Source organism: Parapedobacter koreensis, assembly GCF_900109365.1.
Classification (GTDB): Bacteria; Bacteroidota; Bacteroidia; order Sphingobacteriales; family Sphingobacteriaceae; genus Parapedobacter; species Parapedobacter koreensis.
In genome coordinates this window covers 206,344-228,473 of sequence record NZ_FNZR01000006.1, presented here as the reverse complement: position 1 = coordinate 228,473, position 22,130 = coordinate 206,344, and the positions used below count along the sequence as shown (strand labels likewise).

Genomic DNA, 22,130 nt, shown 5'->3' with positions numbered 1-22,130 from the left:
AACTGCTGTGAAAAATGAAAGCGTGACCTTGTAAGCAAAGAACAAGGCTAAGCAAGTCTGATGTACCTAACGTCTAAAAAATGCTAAAAAACCACCTCAAAACCGCTTGGCGCACAATGGTCAAAGACAGGACCTATGCTACCATCAATATTCTGGGCCTTACCATCGGCCTTGCGGCCTGCATGCTGGTATTCACCATGGTCATCGACGAGCTGTCGTACGATAAGTTTTGGAGCCGGGCAGATGACCTCTACACCGTCTATGAAGACCGGAAGATGGGCGATAATATCTACCTGAAACACCCCAACACCACAGCCCGGCTTGGTAAGGCCTTGAAAGATAATTTTCCGGAAGTGGAGCAGTTTTCCGAAATATCGGCCCGCGAACAGCGCTTCCGCATCGGCCCGGAAAATCCCGATGGCATAGCCGCACGGGTGTTGGAGGCCGATACCAATGCGCTTGCGATGTTTGATTTTGAACCCGTCGGCGGTCGCCTGCCAACCTTCGTGTCCGGGCAAAAAAACCTGCTGATTACCGAAAGCTTCCGCGACAGGCACTTCAACGGTCAGGACCCCACCGGGCAAATCATCGAAGATGTACCCACATGGAGTGAGGAAAAGCAACCCTTCCTTATCACCGGGGTTATCAAAGACATTCCTCAAAACACCCACCTCCGGGCAGATGCCATCGCGCTTACCAAACCTGCCAACGCCCAATTAAGCAAAGACGGGCTTTGGGGAGGCGGAAAAGTATACTATCAGCTCAAACCGGGTACGGATGCACAGGCATTCACCAAAAAAATGAATGCCTGGGTGCAACAATACATCGAAAATCCGAAACAAAAGCAAAAGGCCTTCGGGCTGCAACCGCTCACTGAAATTTATCTTGACTCTGACCACGACAGCAATGTCACCGTAAAGGGCAACCGAAATACCATCTATATCCTCACCGGAGTGGGTGCCTTGCTCCTGCTCATCGCCTGCATCAACTTTGTGAACCTCAGCACTGCGCGGGCAATGAAACGGCTCAAGGAAACCGGTGTACGAAAAATCCTCGGTGCCCAACGCAGCCAATTGGTGGGACAATTCCTCACCGAATCCCTCCTATTCTTCCTGGTGGGTACGCTGCTGGCGGTTGGCCTATATGCTTTGGGATTGCCGGTCATTGAAAGTTTCATCGGACACCAATTGGTGCATTCGCTGCTGGCCAGCCCAGACATTTTCGGTATTACGTTACTGCTCATTTTTTTCATCAGCATCATCACGGGTGCCTACCCTGCGTGGTTGCTGTCGGGCTTCAACCCATCGAATGCCCTCCGCGGTAAACTCTTCCGAGGCAGCATGGTTAGTGCAGGCGGTATGCGGAAGGCGTTGGTAGTAGTCCAATTTGCCATCGCTGTGATGGTGTTGATAGCACTGCTGGTCGTAACGAACCAGGTAAATTACTTGGCCAGCAAACCGATTGGCTATGATAAGGAAAACCTATTGCACATCGGTCGCCGCACATGGGAAGGCAAAGGCGAAACATTCAAAAACGAATTGAAGAAGCTACCCGGTATCAAAGCCGCCAGCATTGCCAGTTGGAGCCCGGTAAATGGTGATGGCAGCTTCTACCTTAATGCATTTGACCACCCCTTAAAAGAAAATGAAAAACTTGAAGTGCATTTCATTGTCGCCGACTTCGATTTTGCACAGACCTTGGGTTTCAGACTCCAGCAGGGCCGATACCTGGACGCAGCTCACGGAACGGATGCTTTCGACCTTGACGCCGTTCTGCAGATGGACAGCCTCGAAGAAAGCCAGTACGTCAACTCCCGTTCGGCGCTCATCACGGCATCTACCGCCAAGATGCTCGGCATCCGCGAGATGGGTGTACCCGTCCCGAAACTGGGCCATCCACCAGTGGGTATCCTTCAGGATTTCCACAGGGAATCCCTCCGTCATGCCCTTGGCCCCGTGTTCATCCTTGGGAATCCTAACCCCGATTACGCAATGATGTTTATCCGCACCGTTCCAGGCATGGAGCAGCAGGCGCAGGAATCGCTCGTAAAGCTATGGAGGGAAATCTATCCAAATCGCCTGTTGGACGCCCAATGGGTGACGGACATTCTGGATAAGCAATACGAAGCGGAGCAGAAACAACAAATCCTGTTTTCTTTCTTTAGCGGATTGATGCTCTTCCTTTCAGCCATGGGTGTATTCGGCCTGATTGTGCACGCCGCACAGCAGCGTGTGAAGGAAATCGGCATCCGCAAGGTACTGGGCGCTTCAGTAGCTGGCATTGTGCGGTTGCTTTCTACGGATTTTGTGAAGCTGGTATTGGTGGCCGTGGTAGTAGCCTCGCCCGTTGCTTGGTGGATCATGAACAAATGGCTGGAAGATTTTGCCTACCGCATAACTATCCAGTGGTGGATGTTTGCTGCGGCGGGCGCGGTGGCTGTGGTGATTGCATTGGCAACGGTAAGCTGGCAGGCCGTGCGGGCAGCGGTAGCTAATCCGGTCGAGTCTTTACGCGATGAATAACTAAAAAATGGAACAACGAATAAGGATGAACGCAATAAGGACAGTCCAGTCTAGTGTCTAAAAAAAAATACAATGATAAAGAACCACCTCAAAACCGCCTGGCGCACGATGGTACTCAATCGTACGTATTCGATAACCAATCTGATAGGCCTCTCCTTAGGGCTTGTCGTGGTCATGTTGATTTCTTCTTTGGTCTTGGACGAGCTATCCTATGATCGCCAATGGACCCTTCGGGACGAGTTGTACCGGCTGCGCTCAATCCATAGCGATAAGGATGGAAATGTGCAATTCCGTTCAGACGGTGCCCCATCGGGACTGGGTCATGCATTGGCTGCTCAATTTCCTGAGGTCATTGACTACACCAACATCAATTCGATGACCCCCAAATTGACGATCGACCGGCTTTCAAATCGTTATGTAGACCTTGATGTACTGGAATCAGACACCAATTTTTTTAACCTGTTTGACACGCAGGCCTTGGAAGGCAACCCGAAGCAAATCGTAGCCCATGCAAAAAACCTCGTGATTACGGAAAGTACACACCGCCGGTATTTTGAAGGGGAAGAGGTTATCGGAAAACTATTCTACAGCAGACCGGATGCCGGCGAGCCCGATCCGTATGTCATCAATGCGATTTTGCGGGATCTGCCACAAAATACACATTTACACGCTGAAGCAATACTCATCGTTCCACACCATCAGCCCTTCGAGCCCGATAAAGCTGGTGCTCAACAGGGGCAATACATCCATATCCAGCAGGGTGCCGATACCGCCACGTTGGCGGCCAAAATCAACGAATGGTACACAAGGCAACAGCCGGAACAACGACACGGCAATATTGCTTTCACATTCCAGTCCATCAAAGACATCCATCTCCGCTCGGTGACCGGGTGGGACAGTCCGATGAGGGATATCTATGTGTTGATCGGCATTGCTACCCTTATCCTAGTATTGGCATGCATCAATTTTGTCAACCTGACCTTTGCCCATGCTGTAAAGCGTACGCTCGAAACAGGAATCCGTAAAGTACTCGGCGCAAACCGTATCCACCTGATCTCCCAAATAGGAGCCGAAAGCCTGTTGCTTTTCGGGAGTGCGCTCGCCGTTGCCTTCTTCGGCTACGTGTTGGTATTGCCCGCCTTCGAAAAATACCTCGGACATCCACTGACCCTGACATTTCACCGATCGCTTCCGATGCTCGCAGGCTTGCTATTCTTCTGGGTATTGTTGGGCATATTTTGTAGCTTATTCCCCGCGCTTGCCTTATCAAAAACCAAAGCAACCCATGAACTGAAAAAACGCTTGACCATCTTAAATCTGCCCTTAAACACCGGGTTTACTAAGAGCTTGATTGCCCTGCAATTCAGCATAGCGATGGTAGTGATCATCTGCATGCTTACAATCCGGGAACAGTTGCGGTATATGGATGCCAAAGACCTGGGCTACAAGCCGGAAAACCTGCTTGTACTGGATTACACGCAGTGGGAAGGAAAAAGTCAGGCCTTCAAACAAACATTGTCGCAGCATCCAGGCATCACATCTGTCAGCCTTTCGCAATGGTCCCCTTTTAGTGGTTACGCGGAATTTACCGAGGTCGAAGACCCTGAAAATCCAGCGCATAAAGAACATATCGCTTTATTCAGGGGTGACTTTGATCTTATCAATACCTTAGGAATGCAGCTCATTGACGGTCGGAAACTGCAGCCAAACCACGCACTTGATGCTGTAACGTATGATTCCATAACCCTGCAAAGGGAGATCTATAGCAATGTGTTGGTCACTGAAACGACAGCAAAAAATCTTCACCTGGAGCTAAACTCAGCGTCTGCTCCACTATCCCATACGCCTGTAGGGGTAGTCAAAGATTTCCATGGTGCCAGCCTGCGATATCCCATTGCTCTGATGATGATCGAAGCACAGCGGGAGTGGGATGCCGGCTGCATGTTGGTGCGGGTAGCGGACGGACAGGAGAAAGAAGCGCTGGAGGCCGTAATAGCTACGTGGAATGATTTTTTTCCCAATAGGATTTCGCGGATCAACTGGCTTGAAGAACAGATAAAAAACCAATACCTCAACGAACAAAAACAATATCAGCAACTGGCTTTCTTCAGTAGCATCAGCATGTTGATAGCGCTTTTGGGTGTACTGGGCATCGCTATCTATACCATTGAGTGTAAGGTCAAAGAAATTGGCATCCGAAAGGTGCTTGGCGCTTCGGTCGGCTCGATCGTATCTTTGCTTTCCGCTTCGTTTACCAAACTTGTGTTCGTAGCCGCGGCATTAGCTTTCCCTATTGCTTGGTGGCTCATGCACAATTGGTTGAATAATTTCGCTTATCGCATCGAGGTTCCGCTTCTTTTGTTTGTACTGACGGGATTATTCACGTTTTGCTGTATGCTTACCGTAGTTGGCTTCAAGGCATTTCGTGCAGCTTCGGCCAATCCGGTCGAGTCTTTACGCGATCAATAAATCGCGTAATAGCGAGATCCCGATGCATATCGGGATGGAGTCACTACGGGACGAATGATTTTTACAAGCGATAAGCCTAAAGCTTATTGCCTAAAGCAAGAAAAAAAATGATAAAGAACCACCTCAAAGCCGCTTGGCGCACGATGGTCAAAGACAAGACCTACGCCACCATCAACATCCTTGGGCTCACTATCGGGCTTGCTGCTTGCATGCTGGTCTTCACCGTGGTCATTGACGAGCTATCATATGATAAGTTTTGGAGCCGGGCAGGTGACTTGTATAAAGTAAACATGTCTGATAAAATGGCCGATGGCCTGTATAAAAAGAACGTCTACACTCCGGTAGGCCTGGGGTACGGGCTAAAGGAAAGTTTTCCGGAAATGGAACATTTCAGCAGTATCAACACTAATGAGTTGCAGCTACGTATCGGTGACGATGATCAGGATGGCATTAGGCTAAACGTGATCAACGCCGATACCAACGCCCTGGCCATGCTTAACTTCCAAGTACTATCCGGCCAACTCGTCCCATTCGTAGCGGGACACCAAAACCTGGTCATTACCGAAAGTTTTCGTAAGAGGCATTTCGAAGGTGAAGACCCCATTGGCAAAGTCGTCGAGGATGTACCTTCGTGGAGCAATAAATCCCAATCTTATCTCATCACGGCTGTTATCAAAGATATCCCTCCAAATACGCATTTAAGGGCTGATGCTATTGCCTTGACCAAACCCAGCGATGGTGGAGACTTGACTAAGGCGGGTATAAGGGGTGGAACCAGTGTTTATTACCTGCTCAAACCAGGGACAGATGCACGGGTATTTACCAACAAAATCAATACCTGGTTCAGGGATTTCACGGAAAACCCAACTGAAAAAAAGGGCGTCACATTTGACCTACAACCCATGACGGACGTGTACCTCCACTCCGATTTCAACGGTCGGCAGCAGGTAAAGGGCAATATCCGAACAATATATATCCTAAGCGGCGTGGGGGGATTGCTCCTGCTGATTGCCTGCATCAATTTTGTAAACCTGAGTCTGGCAAGGGCCATGAAAAGACTTAAGGAAACGGGGGTGCGTAAAATTCTTGGCGCTGAGCGCAAGCAATTGGTTGCCCAATTTATCACTGAATCCTTATTGTTCTTCGTCATTGGCATCGGCTTGGCCATCGGTCTGTATGCGCTCGGCATTCCCGTAGTCGAAAGTTTCCTGAGTCATGACCTCGCTGGCACGCTGCTATCCAGTCTACCGGTTTTTGCGCTGACCTTGCTGGTGGTATTTACCTTAAGTATCGCCACCGGAGCCTATCCCGCGTGGATAGTATCCGGATTTAAGCCCGCCAATACGCTTCGGGGCAAGGTCGGCCAAAATCCTGTCATGAATACAGCAGGTTTACGGAAAGCGTTGGTGGTCACGCAATTCACCATTTCCATCGTGGTATTGGTGGCATTGCTTGTGGTCCGGCAACAAGTGGATTATTTAACCCATAAGGACATTGGCTATAACAAGGAAAGCCTGTTGCATATCGGCCTCCGGAATTGGGAGGGCAAGGGAGAAACCTTCAAGACCGAACTGACGAAACAGCCAGGCATCGAGGCAGCGAGCATCGCGGGATGGAATTTGGTCAATGGCAGCACCGGCATGTCCGGTACCATTGACCATCCACTGAAGGAAGGCGAAAAAATCGATATCAACTACATCATTGCTGATTTTGATTTTGCACAGACCTTGGGATTCGAACTGCAAGAGGGTAGGCTCCTCGATGCTGCCTATGGCACAGATGCATATGATTTGTATGCCACTATGGGAATGGATAAGGAAGAAGGAGAACAGTACAAAAATACCCGTTCATCCCTTGTCACGGCTTCCACAGCCCGCATGCTCGGTATTAAAGAAACAGGTGTGCCCATTCCTAAGTTGGGTTATTCGGCCGTGGGCATCCTGAAAGACTTCCACCACGAATCCCTGCATCATTCCCTCGGGCCGGTCTTCATACTGGGACAGCAGAATCCGAATTACGCCTACCTATTCATCCGTACCACACCGGGCATGGAGCAACAGGCCCAGCAGTCACTCGTAAAACTATGGAAGGAGTTTTATCCCAACCGCCTCTTGGATGCCCAATGGGTGACGGATATTTTGGATAAACAATACGAGGCCGAGCAGAAGCAGCAAGCCCTATTTTCGTTTTTTAGCGGCCTGATGCTTTTCCTTTCAGCCATGGGCGTATTCGGCCTGATTGTGCACGCCGCACAGCAGCGCGTGAAGGAAATCGGCATCCGAAAGGTACTGGGCGCATCGGTAGCTGGCATTGTGCGGTTGCTTTCTACGGATTTTGTCAAACTCGTACTGATTGCCGTGGTAGTGGCTTCGCCCGTTGCTTGGTGGATCATGAACAAATGGCTGGAAGATTTTGCCTATCGTATCGACATCCAATGGTGGATGTTTGCAGCGGCAGGAGTTGTGGCCGTGCTGATTGCGTTAGCGACGGTAAGTTGGCAGGCGATACGGGCAGCAATAGCTAATCCCGTTGATTCGTTGAGGGATGAGTGATTTTCAGCAACAGGCTATAGGCTATAAGCAATAAGCCTAAAGCATACCGCTTAAAGCAAAAAAAGAAAAAAATGATAACACACACGTTCAAAATCGCCATCAGGCACCTGTGGAGAAACAAGACATTCAGCCTGATCAATCTTTCGGGGCTTGTCGTCGGACTAGTTTCGTCGTTCTGTATCGCGACCTACCTCTACCACGAAAGCACGTATGACAGTGTTCACCCCGACGGGGCAAACACCTTCCGGATGGTTTCTTCAAACGAATGGATCGGCGAAAATGACAAGACGCTTTCTGCAAGTACCTTCCTCCCAGTAACCCAATTTATCGAGAGTAATATACCGGAAATCACGGAAATCGCGCGCGTCAAACCCGTCGGGACGGCTGTGTTACGTATGGGTACCGAAGTGTTTACCAAAAGCGCATTCATGTGGGCTGATGCTTCTTTGCTGCAGCTGCTTGACATCCAGTTTCTACAAGGCGACCCCAACCAAGCATTATCGGCACCCAATGCAGTCATCATTACCCAAAAAGAAGCTAATCGGCTTTTCAATACCGAAGACCCCATGGGACAGGTGATTACCATAAACGACCAAGATCTCACGGTGACCGGCGTAATCGCCAATATGCCTTCCAATACCCACTTGAAGAAAGACCTAATCGGTTCGTTGAATACCTTCAAAAACCTCGACAATCCTTGGAGCCATCAAGGCTATATATACCTGCGTTTGGCTGCGCAGACCGATCCGGCACAGGTAACAAAAAAAATCAATGCGGCCATGGCCGGGAATGTCTCTTGGCTATCCGAACCACCGACGTACCAGCTCCAGCCTATCCGGGACATCCACCTGCACTCTACCCATATCCAGGCTTCTCCCGAAGCGGTAGACATCAAGTACCTGTATATCTTTGGAATCATTGGAGCCATTCTGGTATTTTCCACCTCGTTTAACTACATCAGCCTTTCCATTTCCGATTATGCGGCACGCGTGAAAGACTTCGGCATGAAGAAAATACTGGGTTCCGACAAACGGCAGCTAATCTTCCAACCGCTAATGGAGTGCCTGCTGCTCTGCAGTGTCGCCGCCTTTTCTGCTGTACTTATCACCTTGTCGGCACTCCCGGTGATCAACGGTCTACTGGGTAGCAGCATTGACCGCGAATTTTTACTAAGCCTGCCTAATCTTGCCGTGCTGCTCATCGTGTTGCTCCTGCTGCTGACCGTATCGGCGATTTATCCGGTGGTACTGGTCATCCGCTCGCGTCCAATCGCTACCTTAAGCAAAGCGCCTGTGGTCAGCCATGTCGGCTTTCCCATCCGGAAGCCCTTAATGGTATTCCAGTTTGCGATAGCCATCGCCTTGGTGCTATCGGTGATCGTCATTCAGCAGCAAATGGACTATTTAAGTTCCGAGCGGCTCGGATTTACCAAAGAGCAGGTCTTGGTATTGCGGACACCGCGTTTTAACAAGCTCAATGCGCCACTGATGAAGCAGCGGCTCTTACAATTAGCGGGTGTGACGCACGCCAGCGTGAGTACCGGAACCCCATTCGGCGGTGGATTTATCAACGGCTCGAAGGAAGAAAAGGACGGCGTTTCTTATAGTCTCAGTGAATTCATCGCGGATCCGGACTTTGTCCAAACCTTGGACATGGAGCTCCTCGCCGGCCGGAACCTGCTGCCTACGGATTCCAACAGGGTCGTTGTAAACGAGGCCTTGGTTCGTACCATGGGTTGGGATGAACCCATCGGGCAACGGACGGGTCAGGGTCTTGGTGGCGACAAGGAAGTTGTGGGTGTCGTCCGTGACTTCCAATTGAATAACATACGCACTGCGATACATCCCACAATCATCAGTTTAGGCGACGAGTATGTCTATACGATTATCGTGCGCCTTCAGACCAAAAACCTTGCTCAAAATCTGGCTTCTATTGGCGCTGTATGGAAAGAAACAGCCCCTGAACATCCGTTGGAATATGAGTTTCTCGACGAGCAATTCGAAGAGCTATTTAAAAGCGAAACTCAGTTCCAACAGCTGAGCAAAGTTTTTTCGTTTATCGCCATATTGATTGCTTGCCTGGGTCTCTATGGTGCTATCGTTCATGCCGCACAGCAGCGCGTGAAAGAAATTGGCATCCGCAAGGTGCTGGGGGCATCCGTATCAGGCATTGCGGCATTGTTATCCAAGGATTTCGTAAGGCTGGTATTGATTGCCATCGTCATCGCCTCCCCCATTGCCTGGTGGGCAATGAATACATGGCTGGAGGACTTCGCCTACCGCATAGCCATTGAGTGGTGGATGTTTGCCGCGGCGGGGTTGGCAGCCATGGTGATTGCATTGGCGACGGTGAGCTGGCAGGCGATTCGGGCGGCGGTGGCTAATCCAGTCGAGTCTTTGCGCGATGAATAAATCACGTAAACGCAAGATCCCAATGGAAAAAGAACAAGGACAATCCAGTCTAATGTCTAATATTAGTGTCTAAAAAAATAACATGATAAATAACTACTTCAAAATCGCATGGCGAAACCTGTGGCAACACCGGGGAACATCCGCACTGAACATCGGGGGATTAGCCATTGCGCTTGCAGCATCCATCCTCATCCTTCTGTGGGTGCAGAATGAACTGCGGTATGACAATTACCACAACGATGCGGAACGGATCCATCTACTCGTCCAATACGACACGGCAAGAGCAGAATACTGGTCAGAATCCTCCCCTTTTCCGACCTATGCCGCCATTAAGGAAGCGGTACCGGAAGCCGAGTTACTTGCCATGGCACAGCCTACCCAATGGGGCGGCCACCTTTTCGAGGTAAACGGTCGCCCATTCGAGGAAAAGAACGCCCTCTTTGTAGACTCCAACTGGACCCGGATGTTCAATTATAAGGTACTCCATGGCAGCTTAGACGATTTTACGGCCGCCTCCAATAAAATTGTCATCAGCCGCTCGAAAGCCAAACAATACTTCGGCAGCCTGCCCCCTTTGGAGCAAACTGTCTTCATTGACTCGGTACCCTGTGCCATCGCGGCAGTAGTGGAAGATGCCCCCGCAAATACCTCCTTTCAGCAGGAGGTATTGATTCCCAATGCAATACTCCTAAGAAATGAAGCCACCCGTCGCAACCTCGATTGGGGATTTTATTCGCATTTGCTCTTCGTAAAGCTGTCGCCCAATACGGCCGTCCATAAAGCCGAAGAGAAAATTACCAACGTCTTTTGGACCAATCAAACATGGAGCGAAGTTTCAACCAACTATAGCCGACTCATTCCCCTGCCAACGCTCCACTTCATGCAGTCGCTCAAGGACAGCATCATCAACCACGGCAATCCGCAAAACGTAAAAATATTTACCCTTTTGGCGGTGCTACTGCTGATTACGGCGGGCATCAACTTCGTCAACCTGTCCATTGCACGGATTGGCCTCCGCCTGAAAGAAATCGGTGTCCGCAAAATCGTGGGAGCCGCCAGACAACAATTGTTTGGCCAGGTAATGGTAGAAACCACCCTGTTTGTGGCCCTGTCTATGGCATTTGGCCTACTGCTTGTCGCCCTCGCCCTCCCCGCATTCAATGCGTTTACAGAAAAGCATTTCGTGCTCCACCTGTTGGCAGAGGGACCAGTAATATTATTGCTTGCGGGCGTTTTTGTCTTTGTACTGCTCCTGACGGGCCTCTATCCAGCATTGCTGCTGGCCACACAGCAGCCCATCGGCCTACTCAGGCAACGTGGGGTGATGGGGGCTGGCCGCCAGGGGCTGCGTAAGGTGTTGGTGACAGCCCAGCTCACCATGGCCGTGGTCATGCTGGTGGGCATCATCACCATCTACCGGCAGTTTGCCTTTATCCAGCAACAGGCGGCAGGCTATCAAAAGGAGCAGGTGTTCAAAATCCACGCACCGTCATCAGATGAACCTATACGCATGAATGACCAGGAAGCCGTGAAACGCCGCGTCAATACGCTGAATGACTTCAAAACCCGTCTGTTGTCCAGCAGTGCCATCCAAGCCGTATCGCGCGTAAATGGGGTATCCGTACTCAACGACAACCGGAGGGAGCCTTCCCGCATCGTGTGGACGGGTTATCCGGAGCAAGCCGAGCAACCGGAGGTCGTACCGATATGGATAGACGAAGATTACGACGAGATAGCCAACCTCACCCTCGTATCCGGACGATGGTTTGACGCAGGCAACGTTTCGGACAGAAACAACATCGTCCTGAACGAAACGGCCGTAAAAACATTCGAACTGAAAGAACCCGTGGTGGGCACCACCTACTCCAACGGCATGTATGGCGGCAGTGGGACGGTCATCGGTGTGGTAAAGGATTTCCACCACCAAAGCCTCCATGAAAAAATCAACCCGGTCATTCTCTGTATGGATCCGTTCATCTTGGGGCCGTCTTACTTGGTAAAAGCCCACGCGGGCACCGTGAAGCAGGCATTGGACCATACCCAGTCGGTTTGGGAGACGCACTATCCGGGACATCCATTTACGTGTGTCTTTTTGGATGAAGAATTTGACAAGCTCTACAAAGACGACCGCAAGGCGCTAACGTTCAGCATCGTATTTGGCAGCTTAAGTACTCTTATCTCCTGTTTCGGGCTGTTAGGTATGGTGATGGTAGCCGCCCAGCAACGTACCAAGGAAATCGGTATCCGCAAAGTGCTGGGCGCTTCGGTAGCAGCGATTGGGGGCTTGCTCTCCAAAGACTTCGTTAGGCTGGTGTTCCTTGCTATCGTGATTGCCTCGCCCATCGCATGGTGGGTGATGAATGCGTGGCTGGAAGATTTTGCTTACCGCATCGATATCGAGTGGTGGATGTTTGCCGGGGCGGGATTGGCGGCGTTGGTGATTGCGCTGCTCACGGTGAGCGGACAGGCGATTCGGGCAGCGGTGGCGAATCCAGTCGAGTCTTTGCGCGATGAATAAATCACGTAAACGCAAGATCCCAATGGAAAAAGAACAAGGACAATCCAGTCTAATGTCTAATATTTAATATCTAGTGTCTAAAAAAATAAAATGATAATGATCTATTTCAAAACCGCGTGTCGCAGCATATGGAACAACCGGAAGTACACCGCCCTCAACACCATCGGCCTGAGCTTGGGACTGGCGGTGTTTATCACCGTACTGGTCTACGTAAACCGCGAGCGGAGCTATGACCGCTGGGACGACAAGCTGGAACAGGTATACCGCGTAAACATCGGAAAAAACTGGGGAGGGGACCAAGAATTTTCTCCTTTTGCGCCGCCCGCCTTGGGGTATTTTATGCGCCATAGCCTGCCGGAGGTGGAAACCGCAACCACGCTGCAAGAACGGCAGGAAACGGTGATAACAATTGGAAACGAACAATTTTACGAGAAACAACTTCTTGCTGCCGACAGCTTGTTTTTTTCCGTTTTTCCCTATCGGTTCCGGTATGGGCAGGCCGCCACCGCCCTGGCTGCACCACAATCTGTAGTCATCAGCGAAGAAATGAGCAAAAAATGGTTCGGCGATGAAAACCCTGTCGGAAAAACCTTAAAAATTGAAAACAGCCAACCGTATACCATTACCGGGGTGTTTCAAAAAATGGCCCCTTCCCACCTGAATTTCAACCTATGTGTGTCGTCCATCTCCGATGACGGTAATTGGTGGGCAAGTGTGGTCTATACCTATACCGTGTTGAAGAAAAACACAAAGGCTGCACAGATAGCGCAAAAGATCACGGACCAATACACCCTCCAGTTGGCTAAAGCCATCCACGCAAACCCAAACGCTCCAAGAGGAGAAAATTTTGACGATCCTATCACTTCGGCCGAAAGCGCCAGGAAATGGCTGGAAAAGAATCAGGAAATCACAGAAATCCGCACAGAACTCGAACAGGTAAGCGGTATTCACCTCCAACCCACAGCCTATCCCTGGAGAGATTCGCCAGCCAACCATCCCATCAGTGATTACGAAAAAGGCAACCATATTCCCGTTGTGGTCTTTTCCCTCATCGCCATTGCGGTCCTGTTTTTGGCCTGCATCAACTACGTAAACCTCGCGGTAGCCCAAGGCCACAAACGGGCGAAGGAATCCGGTCTGCGCAAGGTCATTGGTGCCAGTAGGGGCCAATTGGTTTTCCAGTTTCTGCTTGAATCGTTCATCCAAGTAGTGTCTGCTTTATGCCTTGGCATATTATTCAGCCAAATTCTTATCCATTACCTCAATACGACTTTCGGACTGGAATTGCAGCTTTGGAGCAGCATCAATGCGGCAGCGAACGGACAATTGGTGGTGCAGCTATGTGCCATTACCCTGATGGTTTCTTTATTAGCCGGCGGTTATCCGGCATTGCTCTTATCCAGTTACCGCCCCGTCCGGATACTGAAAGGCGAACTGGCCAGCGGTACCAGAGGTTTACGCCTGCGAAACGTATTGGTCATCGTCCAATTTTCCATAGCGGTAGCCTTTGTCACCTCCCTCTTCATCATGAATGGCCAGGTGCGTTTCATGCAGCGCAACGACCCGGGATTCGACAGCGAACAGGTCCTGCGGATCAACGGCGAGCGCGTACCCCTGAACTTTTTCCAATCGCTGGATGAACACGCGTTCCTGATGAATAGCCTCCGGAGTTTGCCCGAAGTGGAATCTGTAGCAACGACCCACTTCTATCCTGGCCAACCTTCCCACAGTATCCAGCGTGCCGCTTTCGGCCCGGCAAACGACACGCTGTCGCTGAGCACCAATTATGTGGGCTTGGACTATTTTGAGACCGTAGGAACACCCATCAGCCAAGGGAGAGATTTCTCCACCCAATATGCGATGGATTCCGTCAATGCAGCTATTATCAATGAAACGACCGCAAAGGCACTGGGAGTTGAACAACCTGTTGGACAGCAGGTGACGGTAATCGGCCGGGAATATACCATTATCGGAGTCGTAAAAGACAGTTACGGTGCAGGCTATACCACGGCCATCCGGCCGGAAATCTACGTGAACGGCGTGATTCCAAATATCGTCAGTGGCAAGCGCCAATTACTGGTCAGGCTGAATTCCGGAAGGGACGCCCAACAGGCCGTCGAAAAAATTGCGGCCATATGGAAAACGGTAGATGGCAGTGGACCAATGCGGTATAGCTGGTTGGACGATGAGTTTTCAAAATTAATGGAAAAACACGTGCAATTCAGCAAACTGACCAGCTTGCTGACGCTCATTACGCTTGCCATCGCCATCATGGGCATTTTTGCATTGAGTACGTTTGCCGCTCAGCAGCGTACGAAGGAGATCGGCATCCGCAAGGTGCTGGGAGCCTCCGTCGCAGGCATCGTAGGTCTGCTCTCCAAGGATTTCGTAAAGCTGGTATTGATTGCCATCGTCATCGCCTCCCCCATTGCCTGGTGGGCAATGAATACGTGGCTGGAGGACTTCGCCTACCGCATAGACATGGAGTGGTGGATGTTTGCCGCAGCGGGGTTGGCAGCCTTGGTGATTGCATTGGCGACGGTGAGCTGGCAGGCGATACGGGCTGCGGTGGCTAATCCCGTTGATTCGCTGAGGGATGAGTGATTTTCAGCAGTAGGCTATAGGCTATAAGCAGTTTTTCTGATCTCAGAAACAATATGTAATCTTTGTAAACGTCGATGAATAAATTTTATCTTAAAAGAGCGCTAACGAGCCTATGGAAACGAAAACTGTTTTCGTTCATCAATATCACCGGACTCACGATAGGGTTGGCATTTGCTGGTATTATCGGCATCTATGTATATGAAAATATACGGGTAGATCAATTTCAGCCCGAGCGGTTGTACCGGGTGATCACTACGTACCAATCCGAAACATCCGCAAGCAAACTACAGACGGTGGGACGGGCGCTGATACCGGTCATCGAACAGGAGATACCGGAAGTGGAACATGTAGTTCCATTGTATAAAGCCCACTCCCCGGTCAAAGTTGGAGATGTCTATTATTTCGACAACCTTGCTTTTGCCGGGGAGCACTTTCTGGAAGCATTCAGTTTTCACTTGTTGAGCGGCAACGCCCATACGGCACTTGCAAAACCTTATACCGCTGTTCTGACCAAATCCGCTGCCCAAAAATACTTTAAATCCACCGATGCTATCGGCAAAATCCTGATGGTGGATGATACGATTGCGTTCACCGTTACGGCCATATTGGATGATTTACCTGCTTCGCACATCGATGTCGATGTATTGCTGTCTTTCGACACTTGGCGAAGCATGGAAGGCGATATGAGTAGGTGGTTTGTTTGGGACATGACCTGCTACGTGCTGCTGAAAGCGGGAGCCGATCCGCTACAGGCGGAGCAAAAAATAGCAACACTATCTATGCATTACAATGGTGATGAATACCGGAGCTATGGCTATGATGTATCACATGAACTGGAAAAGGTGAAGGATATTTACCTGCATTCGCCGCTCTCCGGATTCAACAGGGCGTTGGGTAGCGCCTCGCAGCTCTATATCTTTTCTGCCATCGGTATTGCGCTGCTGGTTTTGGCCTGTATCAATTTTATCAATTTAACAACGGCTTTGCAGGCCGATCGCAGCAAGGAAGTAGGGGTACGGAAAACGCTCGGCGCTTCCAAACGGTCGCTTGCGGGGCAATTTCTAACTGAAACGCTGACGATGGTCGTAGTCGCTTCGCTGTTAGCGGTCGGGCTCATTGTGTTGTTATTACCCACGGTATCCATGTGGTCAGGATTGACGGTTGACTACACGGTGCTGGGTTCGCCGGCGGTCATCACCTGGGGTGTTATCGTCTTATTGGCTACCACAGTGCTCGCAGGTACCTATCCATCGCTCGTCTTGTCCAAGCTGCATCCGGTATCCGCTATCAAAAACAAATCTTCCGACGGCCAAAAGGGGATGGGGATTCGCCGTGCACTGGTGGCGTTCCAATTTACCGTGACGTTGGTTTTAGTGACGTGTACCTTTATCTGCCTCAAGCAATTGCACTACATGCGTGGCAAGGACTTGGGCTTTGAGCAGGAACAGGTCGCAGTTATCAGCCTTGCCAAATCCCCTTTCCGTGAAGTTATTGAAAACTACGAAAGCGTAAAGCACCAATTGGCACAGCTTCCGGGCGTAACATCCGTAACCGCTTCAGCAGGCCTTCCCGGGCGAGCAGGGTGGAGTGGCCAATTGGTCAATCCTGAAGGTCTTTCCCAAGGACAGAGCTTCACCATGGAAGTCATTCCTTCGGACGTAGATTATGTAAAAACGCTTGGCATTCGTATGGTAGCAGGGCGTGATTTCTCAAAAGATTTCGTTACTGATGCTTCAGGAGGCGTGTTGATCAATGAAACCGCATGCCGGCTGATTGGCTGGGAGCCACAAGAGGCTATCGGAAAAGGGATCAATACTTCAGGCATGGAAAATGGGAAAATCATCGGTGTAATGGCGGATTACCATCAGCATGGCCTACAGCAACCGTTAAATCCGATTCTTATTTTCAGCGAACCCTATGCGTACAACTATATCGCATTGGCCACGCAGGGACACAACCTGAAGGCGACCTTGGAAAATGCTGAACGTTTTTGGAAAAGTCGTTTTCCCGGTTATCCGTTTGAATATTTTATGCTCGACGATGATTTTGATCGGCAATATAAAACCGAAAGTAACCTGGCACGGATTATCGGGCTGTTTGCTATATTGACCATCGCCGTAGCTTGTTTGGGCTTAATCGGCTTGACCACGTATACGGTTGTTCAAAAACGCAAAGAAATCGGTATCCGTAAGGTACTTGGCGCTTCCGTGTCGGGTATCGTGACGTTACTCTCCAAAGATTTTGTGAAACTAATACTTATCGCTATCGTCATCGCCTCACCCATCGCTTGGTGGGCGATGAACAAGTGGCTGGAAAACTTTGCTTACCGCATCGACATCCAATGGTGGATGTTTGCATTGGCAGGCGTGGTGGCGATGGTCGTTGCCTTGCTCACCGTGAGTTGGCAGGCGATACGTGCGGCGGTGGCCAATCCGGTCGAGTCGTTGAGAGATGAGTGATTTTCAGCAGTAGGCTGTAGGCTATAAGCAATAGGCCTAAAGCATACCGCTTAAAGCAAAGAAAGAAAAAAATGCTAAACAACTATTTCAAAACCGCCTGGCGCAGCCTTTGGGCCAATAACGTTTATGCTGCCATCAACATTGCGGGATTGTCCATCGGTCTCACGGTAGTTGTACTGGTGCTGCTATATATCAACCGAGAGCGAAGTTACGACCGCTGGGATACCCGACTGGAACAGATTTATCGCGTTGGCGTGTCCGAGCGGACTGAAGACGGGCTGGAGCAATCGCCTTCCGTACAATATCCGTTGGGCACGTTTCTGGCTGAAGAATGTCCGGAAGTGGAATTGACATCTCGCGTAAGGGTTCCCTATGGCGAGACCTTGGTGGCTGTGGATGGGCAGGAGTTTTATGAAACGAAGGCGATAAGCGCTGATAGTAATTTCTTTGCATTGTTCCCTTATCGCTTTATCCATGGCAATGGTCGCACAGCACTTAGCCAACCCAATACCGCCGTTATTACAAAAGCAATGAGCACCAAGCTCTTCGGCGATGCAGACCCGATAGGCAAGAGGCTCGCCATCAACCTGCAAGAGCATTATACCATCACAGGTGTCATTGAAAAGCAGGGGCCCTCACACCTTGATTTTAATATTTGCCTTTCCTATCACTCCACACACTTTGCAGCCAATTGGTTCATGCGCAACCACGACACCTATGTACGATTGAATCCAACGGTTTCCCGAGCTGCTTTGGAAGAAAAAGCAACCAAACATTATGCCCTGCACTATGCGGCTTCATATACCGATGGAAGCGCTGGAACAACTGTGAATACGGTTGACCCCGTGCATTGGCTTGCCGAACAGCACGGTATTTCAGGCCTCGGTGTATTCTTTGAGCCCGTCGGGGATATCCATCTCCGGCCCATTGGGTTTGAAGCGTGGTCTGCACAACAGGCCGTTTACGATTTCAATCCTACTAATCAACGGCCTGTTACTATCTTTTCTTTAGTGGCACTGCTAGTCTTGTTGCTCGCCTGTGTCAACTACACCAATATGGCTATTGCTCAGGGTGGGAAACGCGCTAAGGAGTCCGGCGTACGCAAAGTAATGGGTGCCAGTCGTCAACAGCTTATCTACCAATTTCTGGCCGAATCGTTCATCCAATGCGTCTTTGCTGTGCTATTGGCCGTGGCGATGGTCGCCATATTAGTAAGCGCCATAAACAACACCTTCGGCTTGAAACTTGTATTTTGGAATGCATTTGATGCCCAGCAAAATTGGCAATTGGTTGGACAATTGGTCGGTGTCCTACTGGCAACTACCCTCCTATCGGGCATGTATCCAGCGTTCGTGCTTTCCCAATACAAACCTGTCCGGGTACTGAATGGCGATATTACTAAAACCGTAAAGGGCCGTTGGTTGCGCAACGGTTTGTTGGTCTTTCAATACAGCATCGCAAGCTGCTTCATCATCAGTGTGATCATCATTGCCCTCCAGCTACGCTTCATGCGCAATCATGACGCTGGCTTCGATACCGATCAGGTATTGCGGATTGAAGTTACGCATACCAAGCTTTTCCCTGGCCAAGCGGATGACCGATCGGTTTTTGTAAAACAGGAATTGCTCCGTCTACCCGGTGTAAAAACAGTATCTACGGGTCAGCTTTACCCCGGTTTGCCCTATTCCGATGCTGTCCAAACCGCAGTATACGATGGCGGGCAGCAATTGGCTATGCAATTTGGCTTGGTCAACTTTGATTATTTTAACGTCATGGGCATGCCTATCGTCGAAGGTCGTGATTTTTCTACAGCCTTTGCCCGAGATACGATAGATGCAGCTGTCATCAACGAGACTGCGGCAAGAAAGATGGGGTGGCAGGATCCTGTTGGCAAAACCGTGGGTTTTTTGGGAATGGAATACCGCGTCATCGGCGTACTGAAAGATAGCCACCTCTCGGGTTATGAAAACGAGGTGCTGCCCCAATTGTATATGATGGGTGTGGATGAGCCTCGCAACTTTTCAGGCCATCAATTTGTATTTGTCAAGATAGACGGTCGGCAGGCACAGCAAGCATTACAAGCTGTAACGACGTTTTGGAAAATGCTGGAACCTGAACTTCCGGTACGTTATTCGTGGCTCGATGATGATTTTGCACGGCTGCTGGAAAAACATGAGCGCTTTGCCGTGCTCACCTCGTGGCTTACAGGCGCTGCATTGGGCATTGCCGTTATGGGTATATTTGCCCTTAGCGCGTTCAGTATCCAGCAGCGCACCAAGGAAATCGGCATCCGGAAAGTGTTGGGCGCTTCAGTAGCTGGCATTGTGCGGTTGCTTTCCACGGGTTTCGTGAAGCTGGTCATCATGGCCATTGCCATTGCCTCGCCCATCGCGTGGTGGATGATGAACAAATGGTTGGAAGATTTTGCCTACCGCATCGATATCGAATGGTGGATGTTTGCCACGGCGGGCATGGCAGCCCTAATAATTGCCCTACTCACGCTGAGCTGGCAGGCGGTACGTGCAGCGGTGGCCAATCCGGTCGAGTCTTTACGTGATGAGTAAATCCTGTTCGTCCTCACTAATAGGGTTTTATCGGTTCTCCTTACGTGTTGTCGAAAAACGCTAAATGCGTATAGGTATCCCATTAGCTTTGCTGAAAAATTGGATATCATGATGAACAAGACCACTATCGATTCTCCCAGTGATTATATGAAAATGTTTGCGCTTTTGGCAGAAGCACGTGCCTCCCTGCGTGAGACGCAGGACGTGCCGACCACTTTCGAGCACTGGGCAGCTGTCAAGCAAACCGACCTTAAAGACCTAAGCAATTTCCCGGGTCTTGAGGCGCATCTTTTTTCCCTACTTGCCTTAGACTAAATGAAACGTATACCAACCGTGTTCACCGTATGGCTATCGCTGTACGTCTCGGTAAGTCATGGACAAACAGGGGGACAAGATAGTCTGTGGAACTATCCAATGCGAATTGACCTCCCACTCCTGGACATGCCCTTCCAACAGGATGCCTTGCGGGCAGGGGAACTATTCGACAGTTACTCCATGCAGCAGGCGCTTGCCGTCACGCAAAACCTGCACCGCATCAACTACCACTTCAACAATCGCCTCTGGCACGGCATCATCCGCCCCGATAGCAAACGGAAGCAAGTTTATAATCGTATTGCCGCTAACGTTGCGTCGGGACTGGTTGACTACGTATTTACGTACTATGGGGTGGTGTTCTCTGCCCAATGGATGCACGAGGAATTTCACCGGGCCGGACTGACCGTTCGGGGCGTCTCCTCTTATGACGAGACGTATAACCGCTTCAATGGCGGGTTTGCCAACGGATCGGTGAGCCGCGTGAAGGATGAAGACCTTATCCGGCTGAAAAAAACAGCACCCCGCGAGCTGGTACGCAGCTTTGCCGCCGGAATTGAGAGTGAGTTTTTACTATTACGCGGACTGCAAAAGGACAATTTTTTCAGTGGCTCCAAGCATGCCAACATCGCGCTGAATATCCTGCTCACGAAACACGCCATCGACTACGTAAACCAATTTAAACAAAGCGATTACAATGCCAGCATCGATAGCATGAACGCGCATGGGCTGGCGATGGCCGACCGCGACTTCGTGGGATGGGACTTTACGCCCTGGGTGTATGATCTGCACCGACCGGACGAGCCCTATGAAGCACGGGGCCCGCATCCCAGCGGCGTAGGCATCGATCGGGCCATCAAGACAACCGCGCTGACCGATGAAGAGTATAGCTACCTGGAAAAGATGGGCCGCATGCAATACCTCAACTTCCTATCGCCATTTATGGTTGGCATCAATCGTATCCGGTTGAACGAGCAGACCGCATTCAATTTCGCGATAAGGCACTACCTCAATTCCTTTGGATATGACCTGACGGCCGATTTCTTTATTGACCACCGGAAAAAGCAATACCTCTTCAGCCTGCATGGGTACCGCAATAAGCACCAGCTATTACCGGGCATAGAAATGGAACGGAGCCCTTATGCATTCAATATTGCTGGGAAGGACCGCTTGCTACTACAACCTTCAGTGACGCTGTGGCTACAGCCCAAGGATTTTTATGACCGGGAAGCCAGGCCCGGCGGCCAAATCCGGTTGCAGGGTGGATATGCGCTTGACAACACCTGGTGCATTGTCGCGATAGCTGAGGCCAAAACCGCTGGTTGGGTGGCGGGCAATCCGTACCTCGATGCCAAAACCGGATTCCGCTTAGGCATTTCGGCATCGTTTCATACGGGAAATCACAGAAATTCCGAGATGATGCTACATTAACCACCTTTAATTAAAAATTAATTTTAATTTCATTGTCATTTTGGACTCAACCCCCATCCAACATTTAAGGCGCTCAGCGGGCTTAATTTTGCCCTTATTTGCGAAGTGGCTTTTTTTCGGCCCAAAAATTTGCCTGCTTTTTGTCGAAAAATCACCCCGGTCAGTTGCCAAAGTCTCCGAAGAAAGTCCGGAAAGTTTCCGAAGTCGGTTTCCAAACCGACTTCGGAAACTTTTGGAGAGGACTTTGCCATACTATTTTGTTGCTATTTAAATAAAAAATCACCTCGT

Annotated in this window: 10 protein-coding genes; all 10 read left to right on the top strand. The window is 50.2% G+C overall.

What is annotated here, in order from left to right:
• Window positions 1-80: 80 nt before the first annotated feature.
• The 10 genes from BMW65_RS15660 to BMW65_RS15615 all read left to right on the top strand — a co-directional run bounded on the left by BMW65_RS15660 (window position 81) and on the right by BMW65_RS15615 (window position 21,842).
• The gene (locus BMW65_RS15660) at window positions 81-2,522 is read left to right on the top strand and encodes an ABC transporter permease (protein ID WP_090606766.1); all 2,442 of its coding nucleotides are present in this window, start codon (window positions 81-83) and stop codon (window positions 2,520-2,522) included.
• Between the two features lie 72 nt (window positions 2,523-2,594).
• Entirely contained in the window at window positions 2,595-4,991 is a 2,397-nt protein-coding gene (locus BMW65_RS15655; RefSeq protein WP_090606764.1) for an ABC transporter permease, read from the top strand.
• 107 nt (window positions 4,992-5,098) lie between these two features.
• Entirely contained in the window at window positions 5,099-7,543 is a 2,445-nt protein-coding gene (locus BMW65_RS15650) for an FtsX-like permease family protein (protein WP_090606762.1), read from the top strand.
• 71 nt (window positions 7,544-7,614) lie between these two features.
• Window positions 7,615-9,954: an ABC transporter permease gene (locus BMW65_RS15645; RefSeq protein ID WP_090606761.1), complete on the top strand. Its 2,340-nt coding sequence runs from the start codon at window positions 7,615-7,617 to the stop codon at window positions 9,952-9,954.
• Window positions 9,955-10,036: 82 nt separating this feature from the next.
• Window positions 10,037-12,472 carry an ABC transporter permease gene (locus BMW65_RS15640; protein WP_090606759.1) on the top strand — a complete coding sequence of 812 codons (2,436 nt, stop codon included), beginning with the start codon at window positions 10,037-10,039 and terminating at the stop codon, window positions 12,470-12,472.
• A gap of 90 nt (window positions 12,473-12,562) precedes the next feature.
• Window positions 12,563-15,076, top strand: coding sequence for an ABC transporter permease (locus tag BMW65_RS15635; RefSeq protein WP_090606758.1), 2,514 nt, complete (start codon window positions 12,563-12,565; stop codon window positions 15,074-15,076).
• A gap of 74 nt (window positions 15,077-15,150) precedes the next feature.
• Entirely contained in the window at window positions 15,151-17,535 is a 2,385-nt protein-coding gene (locus tag BMW65_RS15630; RefSeq protein ID WP_090606756.1) for an ABC transporter permease, read from the top strand.
• A 71-nt stretch (window positions 17,536-17,606) separates the two neighbouring features.
• Window positions 17,607-20,099: an ABC transporter permease gene (locus tag BMW65_RS15625; RefSeq protein ID WP_090606755.1), complete on the top strand. Its 2,493-nt coding sequence runs from the start codon at window positions 17,607-17,609 to the stop codon at window positions 20,097-20,099.
• A gap of 108 nt (window positions 20,100-20,207) precedes the next feature.
• Window positions 20,208-20,414, top strand: a complete 207-nt coding sequence (locus tag BMW65_RS15620) for a hypothetical protein (RefSeq protein WP_090606753.1) — start codon at window positions 20,208-20,210, stop codon at window positions 20,412-20,414.
• Window positions 20,415-21,842, top strand: a complete 1,428-nt coding sequence (locus tag BMW65_RS15615; protein WP_090606752.1) for a hypothetical protein — start codon at window positions 20,415-20,417, stop codon at window positions 21,840-21,842.
• The last annotated feature ends 288 nt before the right edge of the window (window positions 21,843-22,130 follow it).

Bases quoted from the DNA above. Each gene is read 5' to 3' on its own strand.
- BMW65_RS15630 (WP_090606756.1), top strand. From the start codon at position 15,151: ATGAATAAATTTTATCTTAAAAGAGCGCTAACGAGCCTATGGAAACGA.
- BMW65_RS15650 (WP_090606762.1), top strand. From the start codon at position 5,099: ATGATAAAGAACCACCTCAAAGCCGCTTGGCGCACGATGGTCAAAGAC.
- BMW65_RS15640 (WP_090606759.1), top strand. From the start codon at position 10,037: ATGATAAATAACTACTTCAAAATCGCATGGCGAAACCTGTGGCAACAC.
- BMW65_RS15655 (WP_090606764.1), top strand. From the start codon at position 2,595: ATGATAAAGAACCACCTCAAAACCGCCTGGCGCACGATGGTACTCAAT.
- BMW65_RS15615 (WP_090606752.1), top strand. From the start codon at position 20,415: ATGAAACGTATACCAACCGTGTTCACCGTATGGCTATCGCTGTACGTC.
- BMW65_RS15660 (WP_090606766.1), top strand. From the start codon at position 81: ATGCTAAAAAACCACCTCAAAACCGCTTGGCGCACAATGGTCAAAGAC.
- BMW65_RS15625 (WP_090606755.1), top strand. From the start codon at position 17,607: ATGCTAAACAACTATTTCAAAACCGCCTGGCGCAGCCTTTGGGCCAAT.
- BMW65_RS15620 (WP_090606753.1), top strand. From the start codon at position 20,208: ATGATGAACAAGACCACTATCGATTCTCCCAGTGATTATATGAAAATG.
- BMW65_RS15645 (WP_090606761.1), top strand. From the start codon at position 7,615: ATGATAACACACACGTTCAAAATCGCCATCAGGCACCTGTGGAGAAAC.
- BMW65_RS15635 (WP_090606758.1), top strand. From the start codon at position 12,563: ATGATAATGATCTATTTCAAAACCGCGTGTCGCAGCATATGGAACAAC.